This is a genomic window from Novosphingobium sp. SG707 (assembly GCF_012275515.1).
Classification (GTDB): domain Bacteria; phylum Pseudomonadota; class Alphaproteobacteria; order Sphingomonadales; family Sphingomonadaceae; genus Novosphingobium.
Window position 1 is genome coordinate 1 of the sequence record NZ_JAAZQL010000021.1, and the last position, 19,666, is coordinate 19,666.

Consider the following 19,666-nt stretch of genomic DNA (forward strand, 5'->3'; position numbering starts at 1 on the left):
ATAGGCAGATTGCGCAAAAGGTAAGGATAGATCCGATGCTCAGGGTGCGGATCGCTGGTACGCGGACGCTGATAGATCGCCGCCAGCCCCATGCGTGCCATCAAACGCCGCACACGCCGACGCCCGACCGCATGGCCCAGACGCTGGAGATGCCGAGTCATTTGCCGACTGTCATACCATGGGCAATCCATGAAAACCGTGTCGATGACCGCCATCAGCGCCAGCGTTTCTGCGTTTTCCAGGGCCGGAACGTAATAGTAGGCGGAGCGGCTGATCGACAGAAGTCGACATTGCGACACAACCGATAGCTGCGAATGGGGAGGGTCGATCATAGAACGCCTTTGGGTGATGCTCATCGACCCGACGCTTCCGCCAAAAAATCCCGCTCGACCACCAACTTGCCGATCTTAGCGTGCAGTTGCTCGATTTCCGCCTCACTGGCCGCCTGCGCGCCATGATTGCCGCTCTCGAACAGGCTGGCCATCCCTTCAACTGCCTGGCGCTTCCACCCGCCGATCATCGTGTGATGGACGCCGTGTTTGGCCGCCAACTCCGCCAGCGTCAGATCACCGCGGATCGCCTCCATCGCAACCTTCGCCTTGAAATCCGCGCTGTAGCGCTTTCTCGTCGTTTTCATGTCTGTCCATTCCTGTCTCAGGAATGAGCTTAACACCCTGTCCAGAAAACCGAGACCACCTCAGCTTGTTCGCGGCTCGTCACTCCGGACGCTTTCACGGTGGGATCATGCCGGAGCAGTCATGAGCGAGCCTGCCGGCGGCATTTTTCGCTCCTTGCGCAGCTTCAACTACCGGTTGTGAGTGGGTGGGGCGTTCGTTTCAAATCTGGGCACCTGGGTGCAGCGTACGGCTCAGGACTGGCTGGTTCTGACTGTCCTCACCCATCACAGCGCCGGGGCGGTGGGCATCGTCACGGCGCTGCAATTCGCGCCGCAATTGCTGCTGCTTTGACGCTCGAGAATGACGCCATCCGTCGGTAGCCGAAGCGACGGCGCTTGCCCGCGGCGTCCTTCATGGCGTCCCGGATGGCGCTGTAGTGTGGCGGGCGTTCACGCCGAACCATTTTGGGATCGACACCAATCAGCCCGAAGGCTCGGTGTTGCGAGATCTCGTAATCGCGCGACGCCCGCAGCACCGTGTCCCGCTGCTGGCCCGGCGTCGTCAGACTTTTCGCAACAAATCCTTCAGGATCGCGTTGTCGTGCATGCTGTCCGCCAGCTGTCGCTTCAACTTTCCGTTCTCGTCCTCGAATTGGCGTAGCCGACAGGCGTCGGAAACCTCTGCTCTGTCCCCTAAAAACAGGATCGTTTTGAAGTGGAGTTTTGTGCCGTAGATTTCCTTGGCTGCACGAGGAGTCGTGGCATGAAGGCATCGAAGTTCACGGACGCGCAGAAGACTTTTATTATCAAGCAGGGTGAAGAAGGAGTGACCGTCGCGGATGTCTGCCGGAAGGCGAGGATCATCTTCTCCGAGAAGCGGTGAAGCAGCTTGCGTCGTGAGGAGCGCGCCAAGAACGTTGACATCGAACTGCCCGCGATGATGATCCTCAGTCAGTTCCTCAATCGCGGCAAACCTGTCATCATGCGTGGCGGCATCGGGAGAAGAGGTTTTGGGGACCGGTTGTGACGAGGACTGATCGATCCAGGGGAGAAAGGGAGGGCAACCGTGATAGGGCCGAGGAGGCGCCGGTCCACCGGCTCAATCTCAATCTGCTCTATCCTCTTGATGCTATCCTGCATGCTCCGACGCTGACGGAGGCGGGGCGGCGGGTGCGGCTCAGTCAGTCTGCGATGAGCCACGCCCTGCGACGTCTGCGCGAACATTTCGGTGACGATCTGGTCACCCATGCGGGCGGGGATCAGCAACTCACCCCGCTCGGCGCGGCGTTGCGTGGTGAAGTGCGCCGGGTTTTGCGCGATGTGGATGGGACGTTCAACTTTGCGCTGTCCTTCGATCCGCTGGTCAGTATCGGCACGATCACCGTGGCCGCATCGGATGTCGTTGAGCAGATGCTGCTGGGACCGGTGGTGCAACGTCTGCAGAAATCCGCTCCGGGCCTGACGGTCAATATCATTCCGCTCAATGCCGATGCCCCGCATCTTGCGCTGGATCGCGGGGCCGAGCTGCTGCTGCTGCCCGCCGACGCTGCATTGGCGGAACTCGAAACCCTGCCGATCCTGACTGAATATGTTTCGTGTCTGATATGGACCGGCCATTCCAAACTGGCCGATCAGGTCGATATTGACGAGGCCCATTATCGCGCCGCGCACCACGTCATCGCGCATGATGAACGGCTGCCGAACCTTGCCCTTGACCGGAACACCGCTGAATTGCTGAAGGCGCGCCGGATTGCCATGCGTACCAGTTCGCAGGCAGCCTTGCCGGCGATCATCATCCGCAGCGATCTGATCGCGACCGGCAGCAGTTGGTTGTTTCAGTATTTCGCCTCGATCATGCCGGTGCGGGCGGTCGCTGCGCCTTTCGCTCAGGAAGGGAGCATTCTTGTAGCGCAATGGGCTGCGCATAAGCGACGCGACCCGATGCTGGCCTGGTTTGTTGAGCAGATCGAGGCCTATGTCGCCTCCTTCTCGATCAGCCTAAGGGGGAAAGGAGGGCATCGATGATGTTCATGCAGGCCATGAACACTTCGAATTTGCCTGTAACCTTTTTGAAGCATAGCCTCTCTTTCGACGGATAATTCCCACGAGCTCTTCGGTTCCACGATGGGGAATGGCGTCAATCAGGAGGACGGCCATCGTCGCGCCCGCCTTGGGTGCGGCCGTTTTTTCGCCTTAGGGCGAGTCCGTTTTATTACAGGGTCCTGGGTTCACCGGACGGGCGTCTGCGCTCGTGCGTGGATGGCGCTTGACCTTGGAGAAGGGGGTTGCATGTTGCATATGACTGTCAAAGCCCGTTGCCTGTTGAGCGCCGCAAGTCTCGGCGTTCTCTCGCTCATGAGCGCTGCCGTACCCATGCCCGCTTTGGCGCAAGGCGCAAGCGCCGCCGCTGTCGACCTGCCCGCCATGCCCATGGCCCAGGCTCTTCAGGCGATTGCCGCGCGGACGGGTGAAACGATCAATTACGACCCAGATGCGGTCAAGGGACTGATTTCCCGACCTGTGTACGGCGCAACGAATGCCCGGCGCGCGATCCAGATCGCGATACAGGGCAGCAGCCTGACCGTCATCCCCGGGGCGAAGGAAGGGCTGGTCGTCGTCCATGACATCGTCGTGACCGCTCGGCGCGACGAAGCCGAAACCAGCGTGCTGGTCCGTCAGGCCACAACCTCGGACCGCAACGGCCTGGGCCTGCGCAACCAGCCGCGCAACACGCAGGTCATCACCGCCAAGACGATCGAGGAGCAGCAGGCTCTCAACATCACCGACATCCTGCGCAATGCGGGCGGCGTGTCGGCGCAGTTGAACACCGGCAATAGCGGCGCCCAGTACACCGTTCGCGGCTTCTCTGCAGGCGGGCTGGTCAACGGCCTGGCCGCTTCGTCGCAATACGGCGTCTCTGCCGGGACCGATCAGCCGGTCGCCAGTATCGAGCGGGTCGAAGTCCTGAAAGGCCCCGATGCGCTGATGGCTGGCTTCGGCAATCTGGGCGGCAACATCAACGTGGTGACGAAGAAGCCCAGCGCTGATAAACGAGGTACGGTCAGCTTCGATACGAGTTCGTTGGGGCTGGTGCGCGGCGTGGTCGATGCCAATGGCGCGATCGGCTTCGACAACAAATTGTCGGCACGTTTCATCGCCAGCGGGCAGACGATGGACCATAATTACGGCGGCTATACCGGTGACAAGGGCTGGCTGGTCGCACCATCGCTGCGCTACAAGGATCGCCTGACCGACGTCGTGATCGGCGTCAGCTTGAACGAAGCGACCACCGGCGTCGGCGCCTTCACACTGTTCGACAACAAGACGCACACACTCATCAACCGCTATCCATCGGTCCCGATCTATTCGCCCGATCAGAACATTCGCATCTCGACCCATCGCTATTATTTTGACCTGACGCGACAGATCGTGCCCGGGGTCGAGATCGTCGCACGTGGGCTGCACGACGAAACCCAGTTGACGGTGCAGGCCGCTAATGTCGGCTATAGCCGTGCAGGCGCGCTGATCGCCGACATTCAGGGGTCGCAGCAAAACGGCTCGGCCAATTCGATCGACAGCTTCCTCCGGATCAAGACACATATCGGCGATGTGCTGAAGGCCAAATTCAATGTCGGGTATAATTACAGCGACGGCGACAGTGCTCAGCGCAGCGGACTGGTCTATACCCGCGTCACCAGCATCAATCTCAACGCTTACCCGACCGGGCCGATCGTACCGTTTTCGCCTTTCGGCGATGTGCAGATCCGGAATGGCGGCAAGCAGCAGGGCGTCTATGGCCAGGGGCTGATCGAGTTCTGGAAGATCAAGCTTCTGGGTGGGGTTCGCAAGAACTGGTTCGAAACCCAGTCGCAGACCTTTTTCGCCGGCCCGGGCCCGCTCGTGGTGCAGCGCAAGAACGGCCTGTCGCCCAGCGGCGGCGTCATTCTCGACGCAACGAAGAACTTCTCGATCTTCGCCAATTATGCTCAGGGCCAACAAGCCAGCTTCGCGGTAGCCAAAGACGGCTCCGTTCTGCCCAACATCACCACCACCAACAAGGAAGCGGGCGTCAAGGTCGATATCTTCAAGAAGCGCGCGACGATCAACGCATCCTATTTCGATATCCAGCAGGACAATATTATCGTCCAGGACCCGGTCAATCCGGGGTTCTTCCTGCCGGGGCCGGGCCAGCGCGGGCGGGGCATCGATCTGAACATCGCGGGGCAACTGTTCCCGGGATGGACGTTGCAGGCATCGCTGACGCGCACCAAATTCGCGCTGCTGACGACCACCGCTTCTCAGAAGGTCGTCGCGAACCAGCCGCGTGATACGTACAGCGTATATTCCACCTATCGCAAGAAGCTGTCCGATGCTGTCAGCGGGGGCGTGTCGGCGGGTCTGTATGGCCGGTCCAGTTCCTACGCCGACGTTCTGGGCCAATATGTGGTGCCGCCATCGGCTCAGATCGATACGAATGCTTTCCTGAGCTTCAAGGGGTTCGACTTCAACATCGGCATCCGCAACATCTTGAACCGGCGGAATTACGGGTCGACCTCAGTCTATACCTATGTACCGGTCGGCGAACCGCGCAACATTCGCCTGACCATTTCCAAACGCTTTTTTTGATCGGGTAATCACCAGCCATGATGCCGCCCCCCGCCAATGTCGAGGAGGCCCGCCGCAAAGCGGGGCTCCAGTCCGCCCAGCCCGCCCGCGAGCGCTGGGCCCATGTCTGGAAGATGAGCACGCGCTATTTCGTTTCGGACGACTGGAAATGGGCCTGGTTTCTACTCGCCTGTTACTGCGCGATAGAGGTCGGCACGACCTATGTGTTCCTGCTGTCCAACAAATGGCAGCGTGAATTCTACGACGCGATCGAGCAGCGGCAGGGCGGGCTGTTCCTGTCGCTGATCGGCATGTTCGTGATGATCGCCGGGATCGCGATCGGGACGCAGTTCCTGCACAATATCGTCGGTTGGACGCTGTCGATCCGGTGGCGGCAATGGCTGAATAACTGGTATCTTGGCCGCTGGTTCGCGCAGGACCGCTTCTATGAGATCGAGCGGCTGCGGCTGATCGACAATCCCGATCAGCGTATCGCCGAGGACGTGCGAGCCTTCACTTCCATGGGGCTGGAATATGGCCAGTCGCCGCTCAGCATCGTGATCTCGATGGTGTTCAGCCTGGTTCGCGCGATTGCCTTCGCCGCCATCCTGCTGGAAACCTCCTCTCCGCTGGCGATCCCGCTGTTTGGCTATCGCATCCCGCTGCCTGGTGGCGACCTGATCTGGTTTTCCATCGCCTATGTCATCTTCGGCACAGTGTTCATCAGCTGGATCGGCAGGCCGTTTGTCCGCCGCAAGATGCGCGAACAGCATTATGAAGCGGATTATCGCGCCGGGTTGCTCCATGTTCGGCGCAGCGGCGAACAGATCGCCTTTTCCCAAGCGCAGGGCGTCGAACAGGATGGCTTGCATATGGCTTTCATAAACATTCGCCGCAACTTCTATCAGATGATGCTGGCCAATGCCGGGCTCAGCGCCGGGCAAGACCTGTATCAGCGCAGCATGCAGGTTGTGCCCTTGTTCCTGACCGTGCCGAAATATTTTGCCGGCGCAATTTCCTTCGGCCAGGTCCAGAGTGCGCGCGACGCTTTCACCCAGTTTGCGGCCAGTCTGTCCTACATCGTCGCGGCCTATCCCAGCATCGCGCGCCAGGTTGCCAACATCAACCGCTTGAAGGCGCTGGAAAACGCGATCGATTATGATCGTCCGCGCGGCATCGGTTTCACACCCGGGGGCACTCCCGATGGCGTGGCGATCAGCGCCACCGGTTTGATGCTGCGTCGCCCCAATGGCGAGCCCCTGTTGTCAGTTGCGGATTGGACGATCCGCGATGGTGAGCGCTGGGTGATCGAAGGGCCATCGGGCACCGGCAAGACGACGCTGCTGCGCGCCATGGCCGGGCTGTGGCCCGATGGCGCAGGCCAGGTGGCGATGAGCAAGCGTGGCAAGGCCATGCTGGTGCCGCAGCGCCTCTATCTGCCGCTCGGCACGCTCAAGGCAGCGATCTGCTTCCCCGATCGAGCCGAAGATCATGACGATGCACAGATCGCGGCGCTGCTGAAGACCGTGCGACTGGAAACGCATATCGAGGCGATGCACGAACTGCGCATGTGGCAGGATGAACTGTCACCGGGTGAGCAGCAGCGGGTCGCACTGGCGCGTATCCTGCTCCAGCGACCCAGTCTGCTGGTGCTGGACGAGGCGACGAGCGCGCTCGATGCCGACAATGCGGCGCATTTCTATCAATCTGTGCTGTGCGCGGCGCCGGATGCAACCATCATCAGCGTCATCCACAACGAAAAGCTGGCGTCCTATCACACCCATCGCCTGACTTTGCATCATGGCCACGCCACCTTGTCGCGGCTTGGGGAGACCGCATGACCATGCTGTTGACACAGAGCGAGGCGGCCCTTTGCGAGGCGGCGCAGCGGGTGGTGGAACTGGCGGCCCGGCGCGGAGCCCGGGCGCGCGCCTCGGTCCGTCATGAGGGGATCGCCAAGGCCGCGATGCGTGGCGGCGAGGTCGAGACCGCCGAGCGCAGCGGCAGCCAGAACCTGAGCCTCACCGTTTTTCACGAAGGACGCCGGGGATCGGCCTCGACCGCCGGGTTCGACAAGGCGGCCATTGAGCGCGTGGTCGAGGAGGCGATGCTGATCGCCACTTATGTCCAGCCCGATCCCGATGCCGATCTGCCGCCCGCCGATGGGCTGGCCTTTTCGGGTCCGGCGCCGCAGGTCTATGCCGATAGCCCGCGCAGCCCTGAAGCAATGCTGGAGGCGGCGAGCGCGCTGGACCGGATCGCGGGGGGGATCGCGGCGTCTGACACTCGGTTGTGCGCCGGGGAGTCGGTGGCGGCGGCGACCGAAGGGCTTTGGGCGCTGGCGACAAGCGATGGTTTTTGCCGCAGCGTGCTGCGCTCGAACGACGCCCGCTGGACGGTGATGCTGGCGCAGGATGAAGGCGGCAGCATTTCCGACTTCTGCCAATCGCAGGAACGGCAGGCCGATGCCCTTTCTTCCGCCCAAAGTCTGACGCAGGAAGCGGCTGACCGCGCCCGCCGTGCCTTGGGCGCCAGGGCCATCGGCAGCCGCCGTTGCCCGGTTCTGTTCGATCCGCGCACCGCCGCGACGCTGGTCGACATTATCGCGGGGGCGCTGAACGGGGTGGCGCAATATCGCCGGATGAGCTTCTTGCCCGACCCTCTGGGGCGCGTCCTGGCGCCCGCGCATCTCGATCTGCAAGAAGACCCGTTCGAGCCGCTGGGGCTGGCGAGCGGCGGCTTCGATGGTGAGGGGATTGCGGGATCGACGCGCGCGATCCTGCGGTCCGGCGTGGTCGAAGGCCTGTTCCTGTCAACCTTCTCCGGCCGCAAGCTGGGCATGGCCTCCACCGGCAATGCCGATGGCTATTACAATCTGCGGCTGACCAGCACGGCACCGAGCGGCGATCGGGCGGCGATGTTGCGGATGCTGGGCACCGGGCTGGTGGTCACCCATTTTCAGGGCGGCAAGACCGATCCTGCCAGCGGCAACTGGACACAGGCGGTGCGGGGCTTCTGGGTCGAGGGTGGGGAGATCGCCCATGCCGTTACCGATGTGACGCTGGCCGGAACCGTTCCGGCTATGCTGAACGGGATCAGCACGGTTGGCCGCGATGTCGAGCGCATGGGCGCGATCCGCACCGGGTCGATCCTGATCGAGGACATGCAACTGGGGGGGCGGGCATGAACGGCGGCGAAACCGCGCTGGAACGCGCGCGCGCAAGAATGCTGGGCCCCTCCGGGCTTGACGAAGCGACGATTGGCAGGGCGCTGAACGAACTGGCGGGCCGCGGCGCGGATCTTGCCGATCTCTATTTTGAGGCCACTAGCATGCGCAGCTGGCAGCTGGAGGGCGGGCGCGTCACTCAGGGCGGCTTTGCGATGCGGCAGGGGGTCGGCGCGCGTTCGGTTCATCGCGGTCATGTGAGCTTTGCCCATTCCGCCGATATCCGCCAGGGTGCCCTGCTCGAAACGGTCCGCGCGGTGCGGACGCTGGAGCGGAGCGGCGGGGCGGGGCGTGATCGTCAAGGCATCGCGCCGGGCCGCAGGGCTGCCGCGCATGATCTCTATCCCGCGCTTGATGCGATCTCAGTCGAGGATGCATCCGCATGGATCGCCATTCTGGAACGGATTGACGAACGCGCCCGGTCGCAGGATCCCCGCATTCTGCGAGTCGATGCCAATGTCCGCGCTACGGACACGACGGTGCTGGTGGCCGATGCCGACGGGATGCTGGCGGGCGATGTGCGGCCCATGACTATTCTGTCGATGGTCGTGATCGCCGAGCAGGATGGTCGCCGTGCGCGCGGACAGGCGGGCCTTGGGCGGCATGCCGGGCTGGAAGGATTCGATGCGGCCTCAATCGACGCGATGGTGGCCAGTGCGACAGCCATGGCGCTGAACAATCTTGAGGCCATACCCGCGCCGGTGGGCGAAATGCCGGTCGTGCTGGGGCCGGGCTATCCCGGCGTGCTGTTTCACGAGGCGGTGGGGCACGGGTTGGAGGGCGACCATCATCGCAAGCACCTCTCCGCCTTCGATGGCAGGCTGGGCGAGCGGATCGCGGCTCCCGGCGTGACGGTGATCGATGATGGCGGCATGGCGGGGCGGCTGGGATCGCTGGGTATTGACGATGAAGGCTCCGCGCCTGAGCGCACCGTGCTGGTCGAGGATGGTATACTGACCGGGCTGATACAGGATCGGCTCAACGCGGGGCTGATGAACGCGCGCTCGACCGGCAATGGTCGCCGCCAGTCCTATGCGCATCTGCCGATGCCTCGCATGACCAACACTTTCCTTGCCAATGGGCGGGCAGATCCGGCGGACATCATCGCCTCCATTGATCGCGGCATCTATGCGACCGAATTCGACGGCGGGCAGGTCGATATCGTCACCGGACGTTTCAACTTTACCACGATTGCGGCCTGGCTGGTTGAAAAGGGCCAGTTGGTCGCGCCTATTCGCGGGGCCACCCTGATCGGCGTCGGCCATGAGGCGCTGCGCCATATCTCGATGGTCGGCGAAGATCTGGCTTTCGACAGCGGCATGGCGACCTGCGGCAAGCAGGGCCAGTCGCTGCATGTCAGCGTTGGCCAGCCCACGCTGCGCATCGACCGGCTGATGGTCGGCGGACAGGCCGGCTGAACACCCATTTCCCGAAAGGACAAGTATCATGCGTCATGCAACCGAGCAGGATTTCGACGAGATTGTGATGAAGAACGACAAGCCCGTGCTGGTCGATTTCTGGGCGCCCTGGTGCGCGCCGTGCAAGGCGCTGGCCCCCACGCTTGATGAGATGGCCGAGGAATATGCCGGGGAGATGGAGATCGTGAAGGTCGATATCGAAGCCAATCCGGGCCTTGCCGAAAGGTTCGAGGTGCGCGGCATCCCGCTCCTGATGATCGTGAAGGATGGTGCGGAAGCCGCGCGGACCTTCGGCACGCTCTCGCGCAGTCGCCTCGACGCTTTTGTCGATACGCATGTGGGGGCGCAGTGATGGCCAATATCGCTTTCCATGGCGATCCGGCGGTGAAGGCTCAGGCGCTGGAGCGCCTCCGGCGGCATATCGCGGCGGGCAGCTTCGTCTATTTCCCGGCCTGGGAAGAGGGCAAGGCCAATGTCATCGGCGCTGTGGTCGAGGCCGATGATACGCCCGCCTATGCCGAGCAGTTGGGCTATCCCCTCGCGCTGGCTGAAACCCTGCCGGCTTTTGTCAACGGCTTTCGTCCGCAGGCCGAGGCTGAGCGCTTCGCGCAAGCATGGCTGGAGCGTACCCCGGTGGGCGCGGATCTGTCACGGATCGTCTCGCAATTGGTGCTGGATCTGCTTGCCAACCCCGAACTGGCGGCCCTGACCGAACGGCATCCGGAGGTCGAGGATGGCCGCCGGGCGATCATGGCGCTGCACCAGCGCGCGATGGATGGCGATGAACCGGATCGAAAGGCGTGGAAAGTTGCCCGGATGGCCGCCGTCGCCGCGACGGACAAGCTGAGTGAGACAACGGAGCATCGTGCGGGCCAGGTCGTCGAGGCGGCGGCCTGGCCGGGCACCATGCGAACCGTTTTGCGCGACACGTTGAACGGACTAGGCACCCTGGAACTGCACCTCGCCCTGTCCCGGATCGGCTGGACCGAGGAAGATGAGAGCCGGGTTTTCCATATCCGCGAAAAGGCGGAAACGGATGGCTACAAGGCGGAATTCTCCGGGCTTGATCGCGTGCTGGCCATTCTGGACGCCGACCATTCCGCTCTGGCCGATCAGTTTCGCCTACGGGTGGAACTGGTTGAGAAATCCAGCGCCCGGTATCGGGCGGCGGGCTGGAAAGCGCTCGAGATGATGGAAAATGCGCCGCTCGCCACCGCGCAGGTTCCGGCATGACGGGACGGGATAACAGCATGCCCGGGGCCGGCGCGCCGGATGTGCGGCACAGCAAGGTTCTGATCATCGGCTCCGGCCCGGCGGGGTATACCGCAGCCGTCTATGCCGCTCGGGCGGCGCTGGCGCCGAGGTTGATCGAGGGGCCGCAGCCGGGCGGGCAGTTGACCATCACCACCGAGGTTGAGAACTGGCCTGGCGATGAAAGCGTTCTCGGCCCCGACCTGATGGCGCGGATGGGAGAGCAGGTGCGCAATGCGGGCGTCGATGTCGCCAGCGATGTCATTGTCGAGGTCGATCTGACCCGTGCGCCGTTTCTCGCCGTTGGCGACAGCGGCACGCATTATACCGGAGACGCGCTCATCGTGGCAACGGGGGCTTCCGCGCGCTGGCTGGGGTTGGCAAGCGAAAGCATCTATCGCGGGCGCGGCGTGTCGGCCTGTGCGACATGCGATGGCTTTTTCTATCGCGACCGTGTCTGCGCCGTGGTCGGCGGAGGCAATACGGCGGTCGAGGAGGCGCTGTATCTCACCAATTTCGCGCAGAAGGTCTATCTCATCCATCGGCGCGACACCTTGCGGGCGGATCGCACCAATCAGGCGCGGCTCTTTGCCAATCCTAAGATCGAGATGATTTGGAATGCCGAAGTGGCCGAAGTGCTGGGCGATGGCGGCGGGGTGACCGGCTTGGCCCTGCGCGACACACAGAGCGGCGCGATGTCGCAACTGGCGGTGCATGGACTGTTCGTCGCGATCGGCCATGATCCCGCCACCGCCCTGTTCAAGGGGCAACTCCACATGGACGGGGAGGGCTATATCCTCGTTACCCCCGGCTCCACTGCTGCCAGTGTGCCGGGCGTCTTCGCGGCGGGCGATGTGCAGGACAAGCTGTTCCGCCAAGCGGTAACGTCCGCCGGCATGGGCTGCATGGCCGCTTTGGAGGCCGAGCGCTATCTGGCCGGGCACAATATCCAATCCGCCGTCGATGGCGCCGAGGCTGACCTGCTGGTCTGAGAGGTATAAGATGATGACGAACCCGTTGCTCGACACGCTGGCTTTGCCGCGTTTCGGGGATATCCGGCCCGACCAGATCGCATCCGCGCTCGATCAGGCCATTGCCGAACATCGGGCGGTGGTGGCCCGGATCGTCGAGACCCGGCCAACCCGCTTTGCCGATGCATGGATGCCGCTGGAGCGCGCCGAGGCGGTGATCGTGGGCATATGGTCGGCGGTTTCGCATCTCCACGCTGTGGCCGACACGCCTGAATTGCGCGCCGCCTATACTGCGGGGCAGGTGCGGCTGGTGGAAAACCAGCTTCAGACCTTGCAGAATGACGCACTCTATGAAGTCCTGGCCGGGCTGACCCGGACGGCGAGTTTCGCGGAACTGCCCGAGGCGGATCGCGCTGCCGTCGAGCACAGGATCCGCGACTTCAGGCTTTCCGGCGTGGCGCTTGCGGCAGAGGATCGCGCCCGCTATGCCGCGCTCTCGGTGGAACTGACGCAGCTTTCGACCGCTTTTGGCAATGCCGTGCTCGACGCGACCGATGCCTGGTTCGAGCATGTCGAGGACGAAGCGCTGCTTGCCGGGCTTGCAGAGGCCGACAAGGCCATGTTCGCCGACGCGGCCCGGGCCAAGGGGCTGTCCGGCTGGGTCGTCACGCTCCAGATGCCCAGTGTCAATGCGGTGCTGACCTTCGCCCAGAACCGGGGGCTTCGCGAGCGGGTCTATACTGCATCGGGCACGCGGGCCTCCGATCAGGGGCCGCAGGCCGGGCAGTTCGACAATTCGGCAAGGATCGCTGATATTCTTGCGCGGCGGCATGAAGCGGCGCGTCTGCTGGGTTTTGCCGATCCGGTGGCATGGGCGCTGGCCACCAGAATGGCGCCGAGCGCGGGCGATGTCATCGCCTTCCTGCGCGATCTTGCCGCCCGCGCGAAACCCGCCGCAGAGGCCGAACTGGCCGAGCTGGCTGACTACGCCGCCGCCCATTTGGGCATCGCCGAGCTTCAGCCCTGGGACATTGCCTATGTCGGTGAGCAGATGCGTCAGGCCCGCTATGTGATCGATGAAAAGGAGGTGCGCGCCCATTTCCCTGTTGAGCGTGTCATCGCCGGGTGGCAGCGCCTGCTGGACCGGCTGTTCGGCATTCGTCTGATCGCGCGACCCGATATAGCCGTCTATCATCCCGATGCCTGTTATTACGATGTCGTGGACGATCAGGACACGGTTTTCGCGGGCGTCTATGTCGATCTGCATGCGCGCGCGGGCAAACGTGGCGGGGCCTGGATGGCGCAGGCGCGGCCCCGGTTGAACGACGGCAATGTCCATCGCGTGCCGGTCGCCTATCTCGTCTGCAATTTTGCGCCGAAGAGTGAGGGCAATCCCTCCCTGCTCAGCCACAAGGAGGTCATTACCTTCCTGCACGAGACTGGGCATTGTCTGCATCACCTGTTCACTCGGGTCGATCGCCCGAATATCGCGGGCACCAACGGGTTCGAGTGGGACGCGATCGAATTGCCCAGCCAGTTGATGGAGGATTTCGCGTGGGATCGCGCAGTGCTGCGCGACATGTCGGGCCATTATGAAACGGGCGCGCCGTTGCCCGATGCTGTGTTCGATACGCTGATTGCCGCGCGCCATTTCCTCTCGGGCATGTTCATCGTGCGACAGGTCGAATTTGCGCTGTTTGACCTGTTGCTCCATCTCGGCACGCTGGGCAGCGACCCGGTCGAAGTGATCGAGGCAGTGCGCGATGAGGTGGCGGTGGTGCGACCACCCTTGTGGCACCGCTTCCCGCATGCCTTTACCCATATTTTTGCGGGCGGCTACGCTTCGGGCTATTACAGTTATCTGTGGGCCGAGGTGCTGGCCGCCGACGGGTTCCGGCGCTTTGCCGAAGCAGGGCTGATCGACCGCGCCACGGCAGCCAGCTTTCGCGACGAAGTGCTCTCACGCGGCGCCAGTCGCCCGGCGGCGGAGAGCTTCCGCGCCTTTCGGGGCCGCGATGCGGAGCCGCGAGCGATGCTGGCGCGGCATGGGCTGGCGAGCCAATGAAACTCAACACCAAAGAGGCCGCCCGCATCTGGCGGACCGATGCGATCCGCCGGATCGAAGCGGACTTCAACCGCTCCGCCGACACGCATCTCATCCGCATGGAACTGCCGCGCTATCCGGGCATCACCCTTTACCTGAAGGACGAGAGCAGCCACCCTACCGGCAGCCTTAAACATCGTCTGGCCCGCTCGCTGTTCCTTTATGCTCTGTGCAACGGCTGGATCGGGCCAGACACCTGCATTATCGAGGCATCCTCGGGATCGACCGCCGTGAGCGAGGCCTATTTCGCGCGGATGCTCGGCCTGCGTTTCATCGCGGTGGTACCCGCCTCCACCGCCGCGCCCAAGCTCGATGCGATCCGTTTCCACGGCGGGGAAATCCATGCCGTTGATGATCCTCGCACGGTCTATGATGTGGCGCATCGTCTGGCGCGGGAAACGGACGGGCATTACCTCGACCAGTTCACCTATGCCGAACGGGCGACCGACTGGCGCGGCAACAACAATATTGCCCAAAGCATCTTTGCGCAGATGGCGGCAGAGGCGTTTCCGATCCCGGCATGGATCGTGTGCGGTGCCGGAACGGGCGGCACCTCGGCCACCATCGGGCGCTATATCGCCTATCAGCGCCATGCGACCCGGCTTTGCGTTGCCGATCCGGTTCATTCCGTCTTCCATCGCCATTTCGCCGATCCAGCCATGGCGTCGCTGCCGGAAGGCTGCGCCAGCCGCATCGAAGGGATCGGGCGCCCGCGTGTTGAACCCAGCTTCATCCCCTCGGTGATCGACCGGATGATGGCGGTGGATGATGCCGCCAGCATCGGCGCGATGCGCGCCCTTTCCCGATGTCTGGGGCGAAGGGTGGGCGGCTCCACCGGGACCAATCTGGTGGCTATCGCCCGGCTGGTTGAAGAGATGGCGGGCCGGGATGAAACCGGCTCGATCGTGTCGATCCTGTGTGACGGGGGCGAGCGTTACGGCTGCACCTATTATGACGACAACTGGCTGGAAGCGCGTGACATAGACTGGCGACCGTTTGAAACGGCTTTCAGCCGGCTTTTTGCCCAGTGAGCGAACAGGCCCCCTGGAAGGCGTTTGCCGACATGGCACTGACGCCTGAGCGCACCGCCGCCTTTGCCGCGATTGCGCTGGGCCATGTCACGCGCGAATATCCGCATAAGCCGGATCATATTCTGACCAGCGATGCGGATCTCTATTGCCCGCGTCAGGTGCACCCGATCTTCTTCGGCAGTTTCGATTGGCACAGTTGCGTCCATGGCTATTGGCTGCTCGCCCGCATCCGCCGCCTCTATCCCGATCTTGCAGAGAGCGCCGCGATCGAATCCCTGTTCGCAGAAGCCTTCACGCCGGAGAAGGTTGAACTGGAGCGGCGCTATCTCGATCTGCCCATGTCGCGGGGGTTCGAACGCCCTTATGGCTGGGCGTGGTTGCTGATGCTTCAGAGCGAATTGATCCTGGGGGGCGGGGGCTATGCGGACAGGCTGCGTCCGCTGGCGGATACGTTGGCGGCGCGGTGGTGCGCGCATCTGCCGCTCATGACCTATCCGGTGCGTGTGGGCACCCATGCCAATACCGCCTTCGCGCTGATCCTGGCCGACCGCTATGCGCGGGTCGTGCAGGACATCGACATGCGCAAGCTGATGGCGCAGCGTGCCCGCGCGTGGTTTGGGCATGATCGTCGAGCTCCAGCCTGGGAACCTGATGGCGAGGATTTCCTCTCGCCCACCCTGATGGAAGCGCTGGCGATGCAGCGGCTGATGCCGAGAGCAGAGTTCGAGACGTGGTTCACTTCTTTCCTGCCCGATCTGGGCCATGGCGCTCCTGCCTCGCTGCTGACACCCGTTTATGTCAGTGATCGCAGCGATGGCCGGATCGCGCATCTCGATGGCCTCAATCTCAGCCGCGCCTGGGCGATGCGATCCATCGCTCCCGCCGTCAGCGGCGCAGTGAGCGAGGTCCTGAACACCGCCGCGCACAAGCATCTGGCGGTCGCCCTCGATACAGTGACGGGCGACTACATGGGCGAACACTGGTTGGCGAGTTTTGCGGCGCTCGCCCTGATGGGCACGGAATAGCGCGGTGCAATACAGGATGCTGCTCGGACCGGACGAACTGCCTTAGCTCCTGATGACGTGCTGCCTTCTTGGGGTGGCGTGGCATTGACGTCAGCCGATGCGATGGCGCTTAGCCCATGCGGCGCATCGCGGCGTTGAGGGTGTTATCGGTGATCGGACGCTGGTCGGAGCGCACGCCGGGGAAACAGGTAGCGGCCTGATCCCACGGGCGGATGAAGCTCCTTGAGAAGGCTGATAACCTGATCGGTTAGAGGAACCAGGTGCAGCCGCCGCATCTTCGTTTTCTCCGCAGGGATGGTCCAGATGCGCCGCTCAAGGTCGAACTCGCTCCATTCCGCGCTTCGCAACTCACCAGGTCTCACGAAGACATGCGGGGCCATGCACAGTGCCAGCCTGATGGTAGGTTGCCCATCATAGGCATTAATGGCCCGAAGCAGGCCGCCAAGAATGTCGGGGTCGGTGACCGCCGCGTAATGCTTCGTCTTGGGTGTGACGAGCGCCCCTTTCAGATTGGCCGAGACATCATACTGCGCGCGGCCTGTGACGATCGCATAGCGGAAGATTGTGCCGAACGTGCTGCGGAGGCGGTTGGCGGTCTCATGGCGTCCGCGCAATTCAATTTTTCGAAGTACATCAAGCAATTCAGGCGCCGTCAGTTCCGTGATAGGGCGGTCGCCGATATCGGGTTTGGCAAAATCGAGCAGCCAGCGCAGCTTGGATATGGTCGGTCGAACGGCCGTCTCTCTCAAGCTTGCCGAGCCATTCCTTGCTTATCGCCCGAAACGTATCCTGCGAGCGGGCCCGTTCTTCGCGCTGCTTGTCCTTGCGGATCTGGGCAGGATCACGGCCCTCCGCCAAGGTCTCACGGGCGGCTGCCCTCATGGCCCGGGCCTTGGCGAGGGGCAGGTCTGGATAGTTCCCGAGAGACAGAGTTTTCTGCTTGCCCCCGAAGCGATAATTAAATCGCCAGAGCCGTCCCCAGCACCATTGTCCCCTTCCAGACAGATCTCACACCGTCCTAGAGCATCCATAAATGGCGAATTTCCGTCGTTTTTATTGGTCCGGTAATGTCCGGGCGGGTCCGGTTGTACCCGGACCATCTGATGGTACTCTTGTTGGTATGCGCAATCACACCATCAGGGCGATACCAACATGGCTCTCACCGCACTGGCAATTAATGCCGCAAAACCAAAAGATAAGCCTTACAAATTGAGCGATGAGCTAGGGCTTTGCCTGCTCATCATGCCGACGGGTGGACGGGATCGAACGAATTTGATTCTAGGCTATTTTTCAGAAGATTGCTGCATTATTGAAATGTTTATTGCCCGCGAGTATACCAACAGCCAAATACTGTTCGGCGGTTCGATGCCCGAAATGGTAAAAAATGCGCCAAAACGTGCAATAAGCGAGTTAATCTGAATGGCTTGTTATGCCGTCAGTTCGTCCATGTTTCTATGGCAGTCGTGCAAATTTTGCTTGCTTCAACCCTTGGGCGTACCTGTTCGAATAACTCATGGGCTGATTGTTTGATCAGATGCGGCCAAGCTGTGCGTGTCATTTCCATCTCGTAACCTCTTTGCGAAGAAATGCCTGTCGGAGTGAATGGCTGCAAGGGCGGACGAACCGGAACGGCAGGTTACGAAACCTATAAGGCCACAAGCTGCCGTTCCTCGGTTCAGTGTCCGGGGCAGCTCGCGACCACAATACATCGTTCTGATTCCATGTCGGGAAGGTCAGCTTATGCCGACATCTTCCGTTCTGGCCCGTTCGAACCGTGCGATAGGACCCCGTTGAGAAGTAGCCATACGGTGAAAGCCGCGCTGAATGCAGGTCACTTATTTTGATTGCACGGTAAGCCCGCAGGAGGAAACTGCTCTCACAATTTCGGCTATGATTGCTGTCTTTGTCGGAAGATATCTGCGAGTGCGATACCGCCGTGAACAGTCATAGCCGTGAATATAGGTAATAGAGGCCAGAGACGATTTTCGGGGATATCGATAATCAAACCTGTCGTGAACGCACCCACCGACAAGATGGCGACACTGACCCACCGCCATCTCGTGAAGGGCCAATATCGATATTTGAATCCTGGTAATTTAGATGCAAGGCCATTCACCAGCAGAAAATCAATTACCGGAACTCCTGCCAGTGCTGCGATGACCGCTTCTTTGAATGCCATGCTGTGAAAGTACACCGGACTGATAGCAGCCGCAACGCCCACGGTCACTGAATGGCTATTTCCGGAAATGCTTCGGAGAGTGCGGGCATCAGGCCAGCAAAGGTTGCCAGTTCCAGGGCAACAGATCGCCCAGCTTGCTCACTGGACATTCCGCTATGCGGGCCAGCACATCGGCGAGCCACGCCTGCGGATCGACATCGTTGAGACGGCAGGTCTGGATCAGCGAATAAACGATAGCGGCACGCTGCCCACCCCTATCCGAGCCGCAGAACAGCCACGCCTTTCTGCCCAAGGGCACACAGCGCAGCGCCCGTTCGGCGGCATTGATGGTCAAACAAATTCGACCATCGGTGAGGAACCGGGCGAAGGCATCCCAGCGCCGCAGCATGTAGTTGATCGCCTTGGCCAGATCGTGATGGCGCGACAGCTTCGCCAATTGCGCGGTCAGCCATGCGTGCAGTTCGTCCATCAGCGGCGCGCTCAATGCCTGGCGGACAGCAAGCCGCTGTGCGGCCGCCTTGCCATTGATGCTCCTCTCGATCTCGAACAGCGCGTCAAGCCGCTGCACCGCGTCCAGCGCGATCGGATAGATCTGGCCAGTCTTCTCGCCACGGCTCTTCTTGCGCGCCGCGCCTTCCACATCGGCCAGCTCGAAAAATTTACGCCGGGCGTGCGCAAAACAGCCGGCCTCGAGAATCAGCCCTGCGCTGCGGCCAGCGGCATATAGTTCGCCATAGCCGGCAAAGGCATCGGCCTGAAGAATGCCGGACCAAGTCGCCAGATGCGCTTGTGGATGCTCGCCACGCCGATCGCGCGAATAGCGGAACACGACCGCCGGCGGATCAGCACCGCCAAACGGACGATCATCGCGCACATAGTTCCACAGTCGGCCGGTATCGGTCTTGCCCTTGGCCATGACCGGCACGGTGGTGTCATCACCATGGAGCCGCTGCGCGGCAAAGACATGGACTTCGATCAACCGGAAGATCGGCATCAGCGCAAAACATGCGGCGCCAACCTGGTCGGCCAGCGTCGATACGCTGATCGGCACACCTTCGCGCCCGAAACGTTCGGCCTGCCGGTTGAGGGGCTGGTGCTGACCGTACTTCTCGAACAGCACCATGGCGAGGAAACTGGGGCCGGCCCACCAGCGAGCGAAGTCCTCGATAATGGTCATGTGCCCGCCGCAGCATGGGCATGGCGGCCGGTGATCGGGCGGTTCGTCGGGTTCGGTGTCGGT

17 protein-coding genes and 3 pseudogenes are annotated in these 19,666 nt (G+C 62.3%); 14 read left to right on the forward strand and 6 right to left on the reverse strand.

The window, feature by feature from the left end; translation table 11 throughout:
• Positions 1-637 (reverse strand): annotated as a pseudogene (locus FHW92_RS24980) (IS3 family transposase); the annotation flags it as partial.
• 181 nt (positions 638-818) lie between these two features.
• Here FHW92_RS24980 and FHW92_RS24985 point away from each other — a divergent pair.
• Positions 819-968, forward strand: a complete 150-nt coding sequence (locus FHW92_RS24985; protein WP_246870421.1) for a hypothetical protein — start codon at positions 819-821, stop codon at positions 966-968.
• Between the two features lie 16 nt (positions 969-984).
• Here the strand turns inward: FHW92_RS24985 and FHW92_RS25960 are convergent.
• A pseudogene (locus tag FHW92_RS25960) lies at positions 985-1,298 on the reverse strand (IS3 family transposase); the annotation flags it as partial.
• 81 nt (positions 1,299-1,379) lie between these two features.
• Here FHW92_RS25960 and FHW92_RS24990 point away from each other — a divergent pair.
• The 12 genes and pseudogenes from FHW92_RS24990 to FHW92_RS25045 all read left to right on the forward strand — a co-directional run.
• Positions 1,380-1,478: pseudogene (locus tag FHW92_RS24990) on the forward strand (transposase); the annotation flags it as partial.
• Between the two features lie 161 nt (positions 1,479-1,639).
• Positions 1,640-2,641 (forward strand): LysR family transcriptional regulator, encoded by a 1,002-nt coding sequence (locus FHW92_RS24995; RefSeq protein ID WP_168606004.1) that lies wholly within the window; start codon positions 1,640-1,642, stop codon positions 2,639-2,641.
• A gap of 264 nt (positions 2,642-2,905) precedes the next feature.
• Positions 2,906-5,242, forward strand: coding sequence for a TonB-dependent receptor (locus FHW92_RS25000; RefSeq protein WP_210428698.1), 2,337 nt, complete (start codon positions 2,906-2,908; stop codon positions 5,240-5,242).
• Positions 5,243-5,259: 17 nt separating this feature from the next.
• A complete protein-coding gene (locus FHW92_RS25005; RefSeq protein WP_168606006.1) occupies positions 5,260-7,062 on the forward strand; it encodes an ABC transporter ATP-binding protein/permease in 1,803 nt (600 codons plus the stop codon).
• Positions 7,059-8,408, forward strand: a complete 1,350-nt coding sequence (locus tag FHW92_RS25010; protein WP_168606007.1) for a metallopeptidase TldD-related protein — start codon at positions 7,059-7,061, stop codon at positions 8,406-8,408. Before FHW92_RS25005 ends, FHW92_RS25010 begins: the two co-directional genes overlap by 4 nt.
• Positions 8,405-9,865, forward strand: a complete 1,461-nt coding sequence (locus tag FHW92_RS25015; protein ID WP_168606008.1) for a metallopeptidase TldD-related protein — start codon at positions 8,405-8,407, stop codon at positions 9,863-9,865. The genes FHW92_RS25010 and FHW92_RS25015 overlap by 4 nt, the downstream gene beginning before the upstream one ends.
• A 28-nt stretch (positions 9,866-9,893) precedes the next feature.
• Positions 9,894-10,217, forward strand: coding sequence for a thioredoxin (trxA, locus tag FHW92_RS25020; RefSeq protein ID WP_168606009.1), 324 nt, complete (start codon positions 9,894-9,896; stop codon positions 10,215-10,217).
• Positions 10,217-11,098 carry a hypothetical protein gene (locus tag FHW92_RS25025; protein WP_168606010.1) on the forward strand — a complete coding sequence of 294 codons (882 nt, stop codon included), beginning with the start codon at positions 10,217-10,219 and terminating at the stop codon, positions 11,096-11,098. The genes trxA and FHW92_RS25025 overlap by 1 nt, the downstream gene beginning before the upstream one ends.
• A gap of 17 nt (positions 11,099-11,115) precedes the next feature.
• Positions 11,116-12,108: a thioredoxin-disulfide reductase gene (gene trxB, locus FHW92_RS25030; protein WP_168606011.1), complete on the forward strand. Its 993-nt coding sequence runs from the start codon at positions 11,116-11,118 to the stop codon at positions 12,106-12,108.
• A gap of 13 nt (positions 12,109-12,121) precedes the next feature.
• On the forward strand, positions 12,122-14,152 hold the full coding sequence (locus FHW92_RS25035; protein ID WP_168606012.1) for a M3 family metallopeptidase: 2,031 nt from the start codon (positions 12,122-12,124) through the stop codon (positions 14,150-14,152).
• Positions 14,149-15,222 (forward strand): PLP-dependent cysteine synthase family protein, encoded by a 1,074-nt coding sequence (locus FHW92_RS25040; protein ID WP_168606013.1) that lies wholly within the window; start codon positions 14,149-14,151, stop codon positions 15,220-15,222. The genes FHW92_RS25035 and FHW92_RS25040 overlap by 4 nt, the downstream gene beginning before the upstream one ends.
• A 32-nt stretch (positions 15,223-15,254) precedes the next feature.
• On the forward strand, positions 15,255-16,247 hold the full coding sequence (locus FHW92_RS25045) for a DUF2891 domain-containing protein (RefSeq protein WP_168606014.1): 993 nt from the start codon (positions 15,255-15,257) through the stop codon (positions 16,245-16,247).
• A gap of 143 nt (positions 16,248-16,390) precedes the next feature.
• Here the strand turns inward: FHW92_RS25045 and FHW92_RS25050 are convergent, their stop codons facing one another.
• Complete coding sequence (locus FHW92_RS25050; RefSeq protein WP_246870422.1) at positions 16,391-16,996, reverse strand: tyrosine-type recombinase/integrase; 606 nt, start codon at positions 16,994-16,996, stop codon at positions 16,391-16,393.
• On the reverse strand, positions 16,890-17,252 hold the full coding sequence (locus tag FHW92_RS25965; protein ID WP_349237755.1) for an Arm DNA-binding domain-containing protein: 363 nt from the start codon (positions 17,250-17,252) through the stop codon (positions 16,890-16,892). Before FHW92_RS25965 ends, FHW92_RS25050 begins: the two co-directional genes overlap by 107 nt.
• A gap of 147 nt (positions 17,253-17,399) precedes the next feature.
• Here FHW92_RS25965 and FHW92_RS25055 point away from each other — a divergent pair, with 147 nt between their 5' ends.
• Positions 17,400-17,666, forward strand: a complete 267-nt coding sequence (locus FHW92_RS25055) for an Arm DNA-binding domain-containing protein (protein WP_168606015.1) — start codon at positions 17,400-17,402, stop codon at positions 17,664-17,666.
• 469 nt (positions 17,667-18,135) lie between these two features.
• Here the strand turns inward: FHW92_RS25055 and FHW92_RS25060 are convergent, their stop codons facing one another.
• The gene (locus FHW92_RS25060; RefSeq protein WP_168606016.1) at positions 18,136-18,426 is read right to left on the reverse strand and encodes a hypothetical protein; all 291 of its coding nucleotides are present in this window, start codon (positions 18,424-18,426) and stop codon (positions 18,136-18,138) included.
• An 88-nt stretch (positions 18,427-18,514) separates the two neighbouring features.
• A partial coding sequence (locus tag FHW92_RS25065; RefSeq protein ID WP_246870423.1) for an IS66 family transposase occupies positions 18,515-19,666 on the reverse strand: 1,152 nt, incomplete at its 5' end.

Coding starts and splice junctions, on each gene's coding strand:
- FHW92_RS25000 (WP_210428698.1), top strand. CDS start 2,906: ATGTTGCATATGACTGTCAAAGCCCGTTGCCTGTTGAGCGCCGCAAGT.
- FHW92_RS25005 (WP_168606006.1), top strand. CDS start 5,260: ATGATGCCGCCCCCCGCCAATGTCGAGGAGGCCCGCCGCAAAGCGGGG.
- FHW92_RS25010 (WP_168606007.1), top strand. CDS start 7,059: ATGACCATGCTGTTGACACAGAGCGAGGCGGCCCTTTGCGAGGCGGCG.
- FHW92_RS25015 (WP_168606008.1), top strand. CDS start 8,405: ATGAACGGCGGCGAAACCGCGCTGGAACGCGCGCGCGCAAGAATGCTG.
- trxA (WP_168606009.1), top strand. CDS start 9,894: ATGCGTCATGCAACCGAGCAGGATTTCGACGAGATTGTGATGAAGAAC.
- FHW92_RS25025 (WP_168606010.1), top strand. CDS start 10,217: ATGGCCAATATCGCTTTCCATGGCGATCCGGCGGTGAAGGCTCAGGCG.
- trxB (WP_168606011.1), top strand. CDS start 11,116: ATGCCCGGGGCCGGCGCGCCGGATGTGCGGCACAGCAAGGTTCTGATC.
- FHW92_RS25035 (WP_168606012.1), top strand. CDS start 12,122: ATGACGAACCCGTTGCTCGACACGCTGGCTTTGCCGCGTTTCGGGGAT.
- FHW92_RS25040 (WP_168606013.1), top strand. CDS start 14,149: ATGAAACTCAACACCAAAGAGGCCGCCCGCATCTGGCGGACCGATGCG.
- FHW92_RS25045 (WP_168606014.1), top strand. CDS start 15,255: ATGGCACTGACGCCTGAGCGCACCGCCGCCTTTGCCGCGATTGCGCTG.
- FHW92_RS25055 (WP_168606015.1), top strand. CDS start 17,400: ATGGCTCTCACCGCACTGGCAATTAATGCCGCAAAACCAAAAGATAAG.
- FHW92_RS25060 (WP_168606016.1), bottom strand. CDS start 18,426: ATGGCATTCAAAGAAGCGGTCATCGCAGCACTGGCAGGAGTTCCGGTA.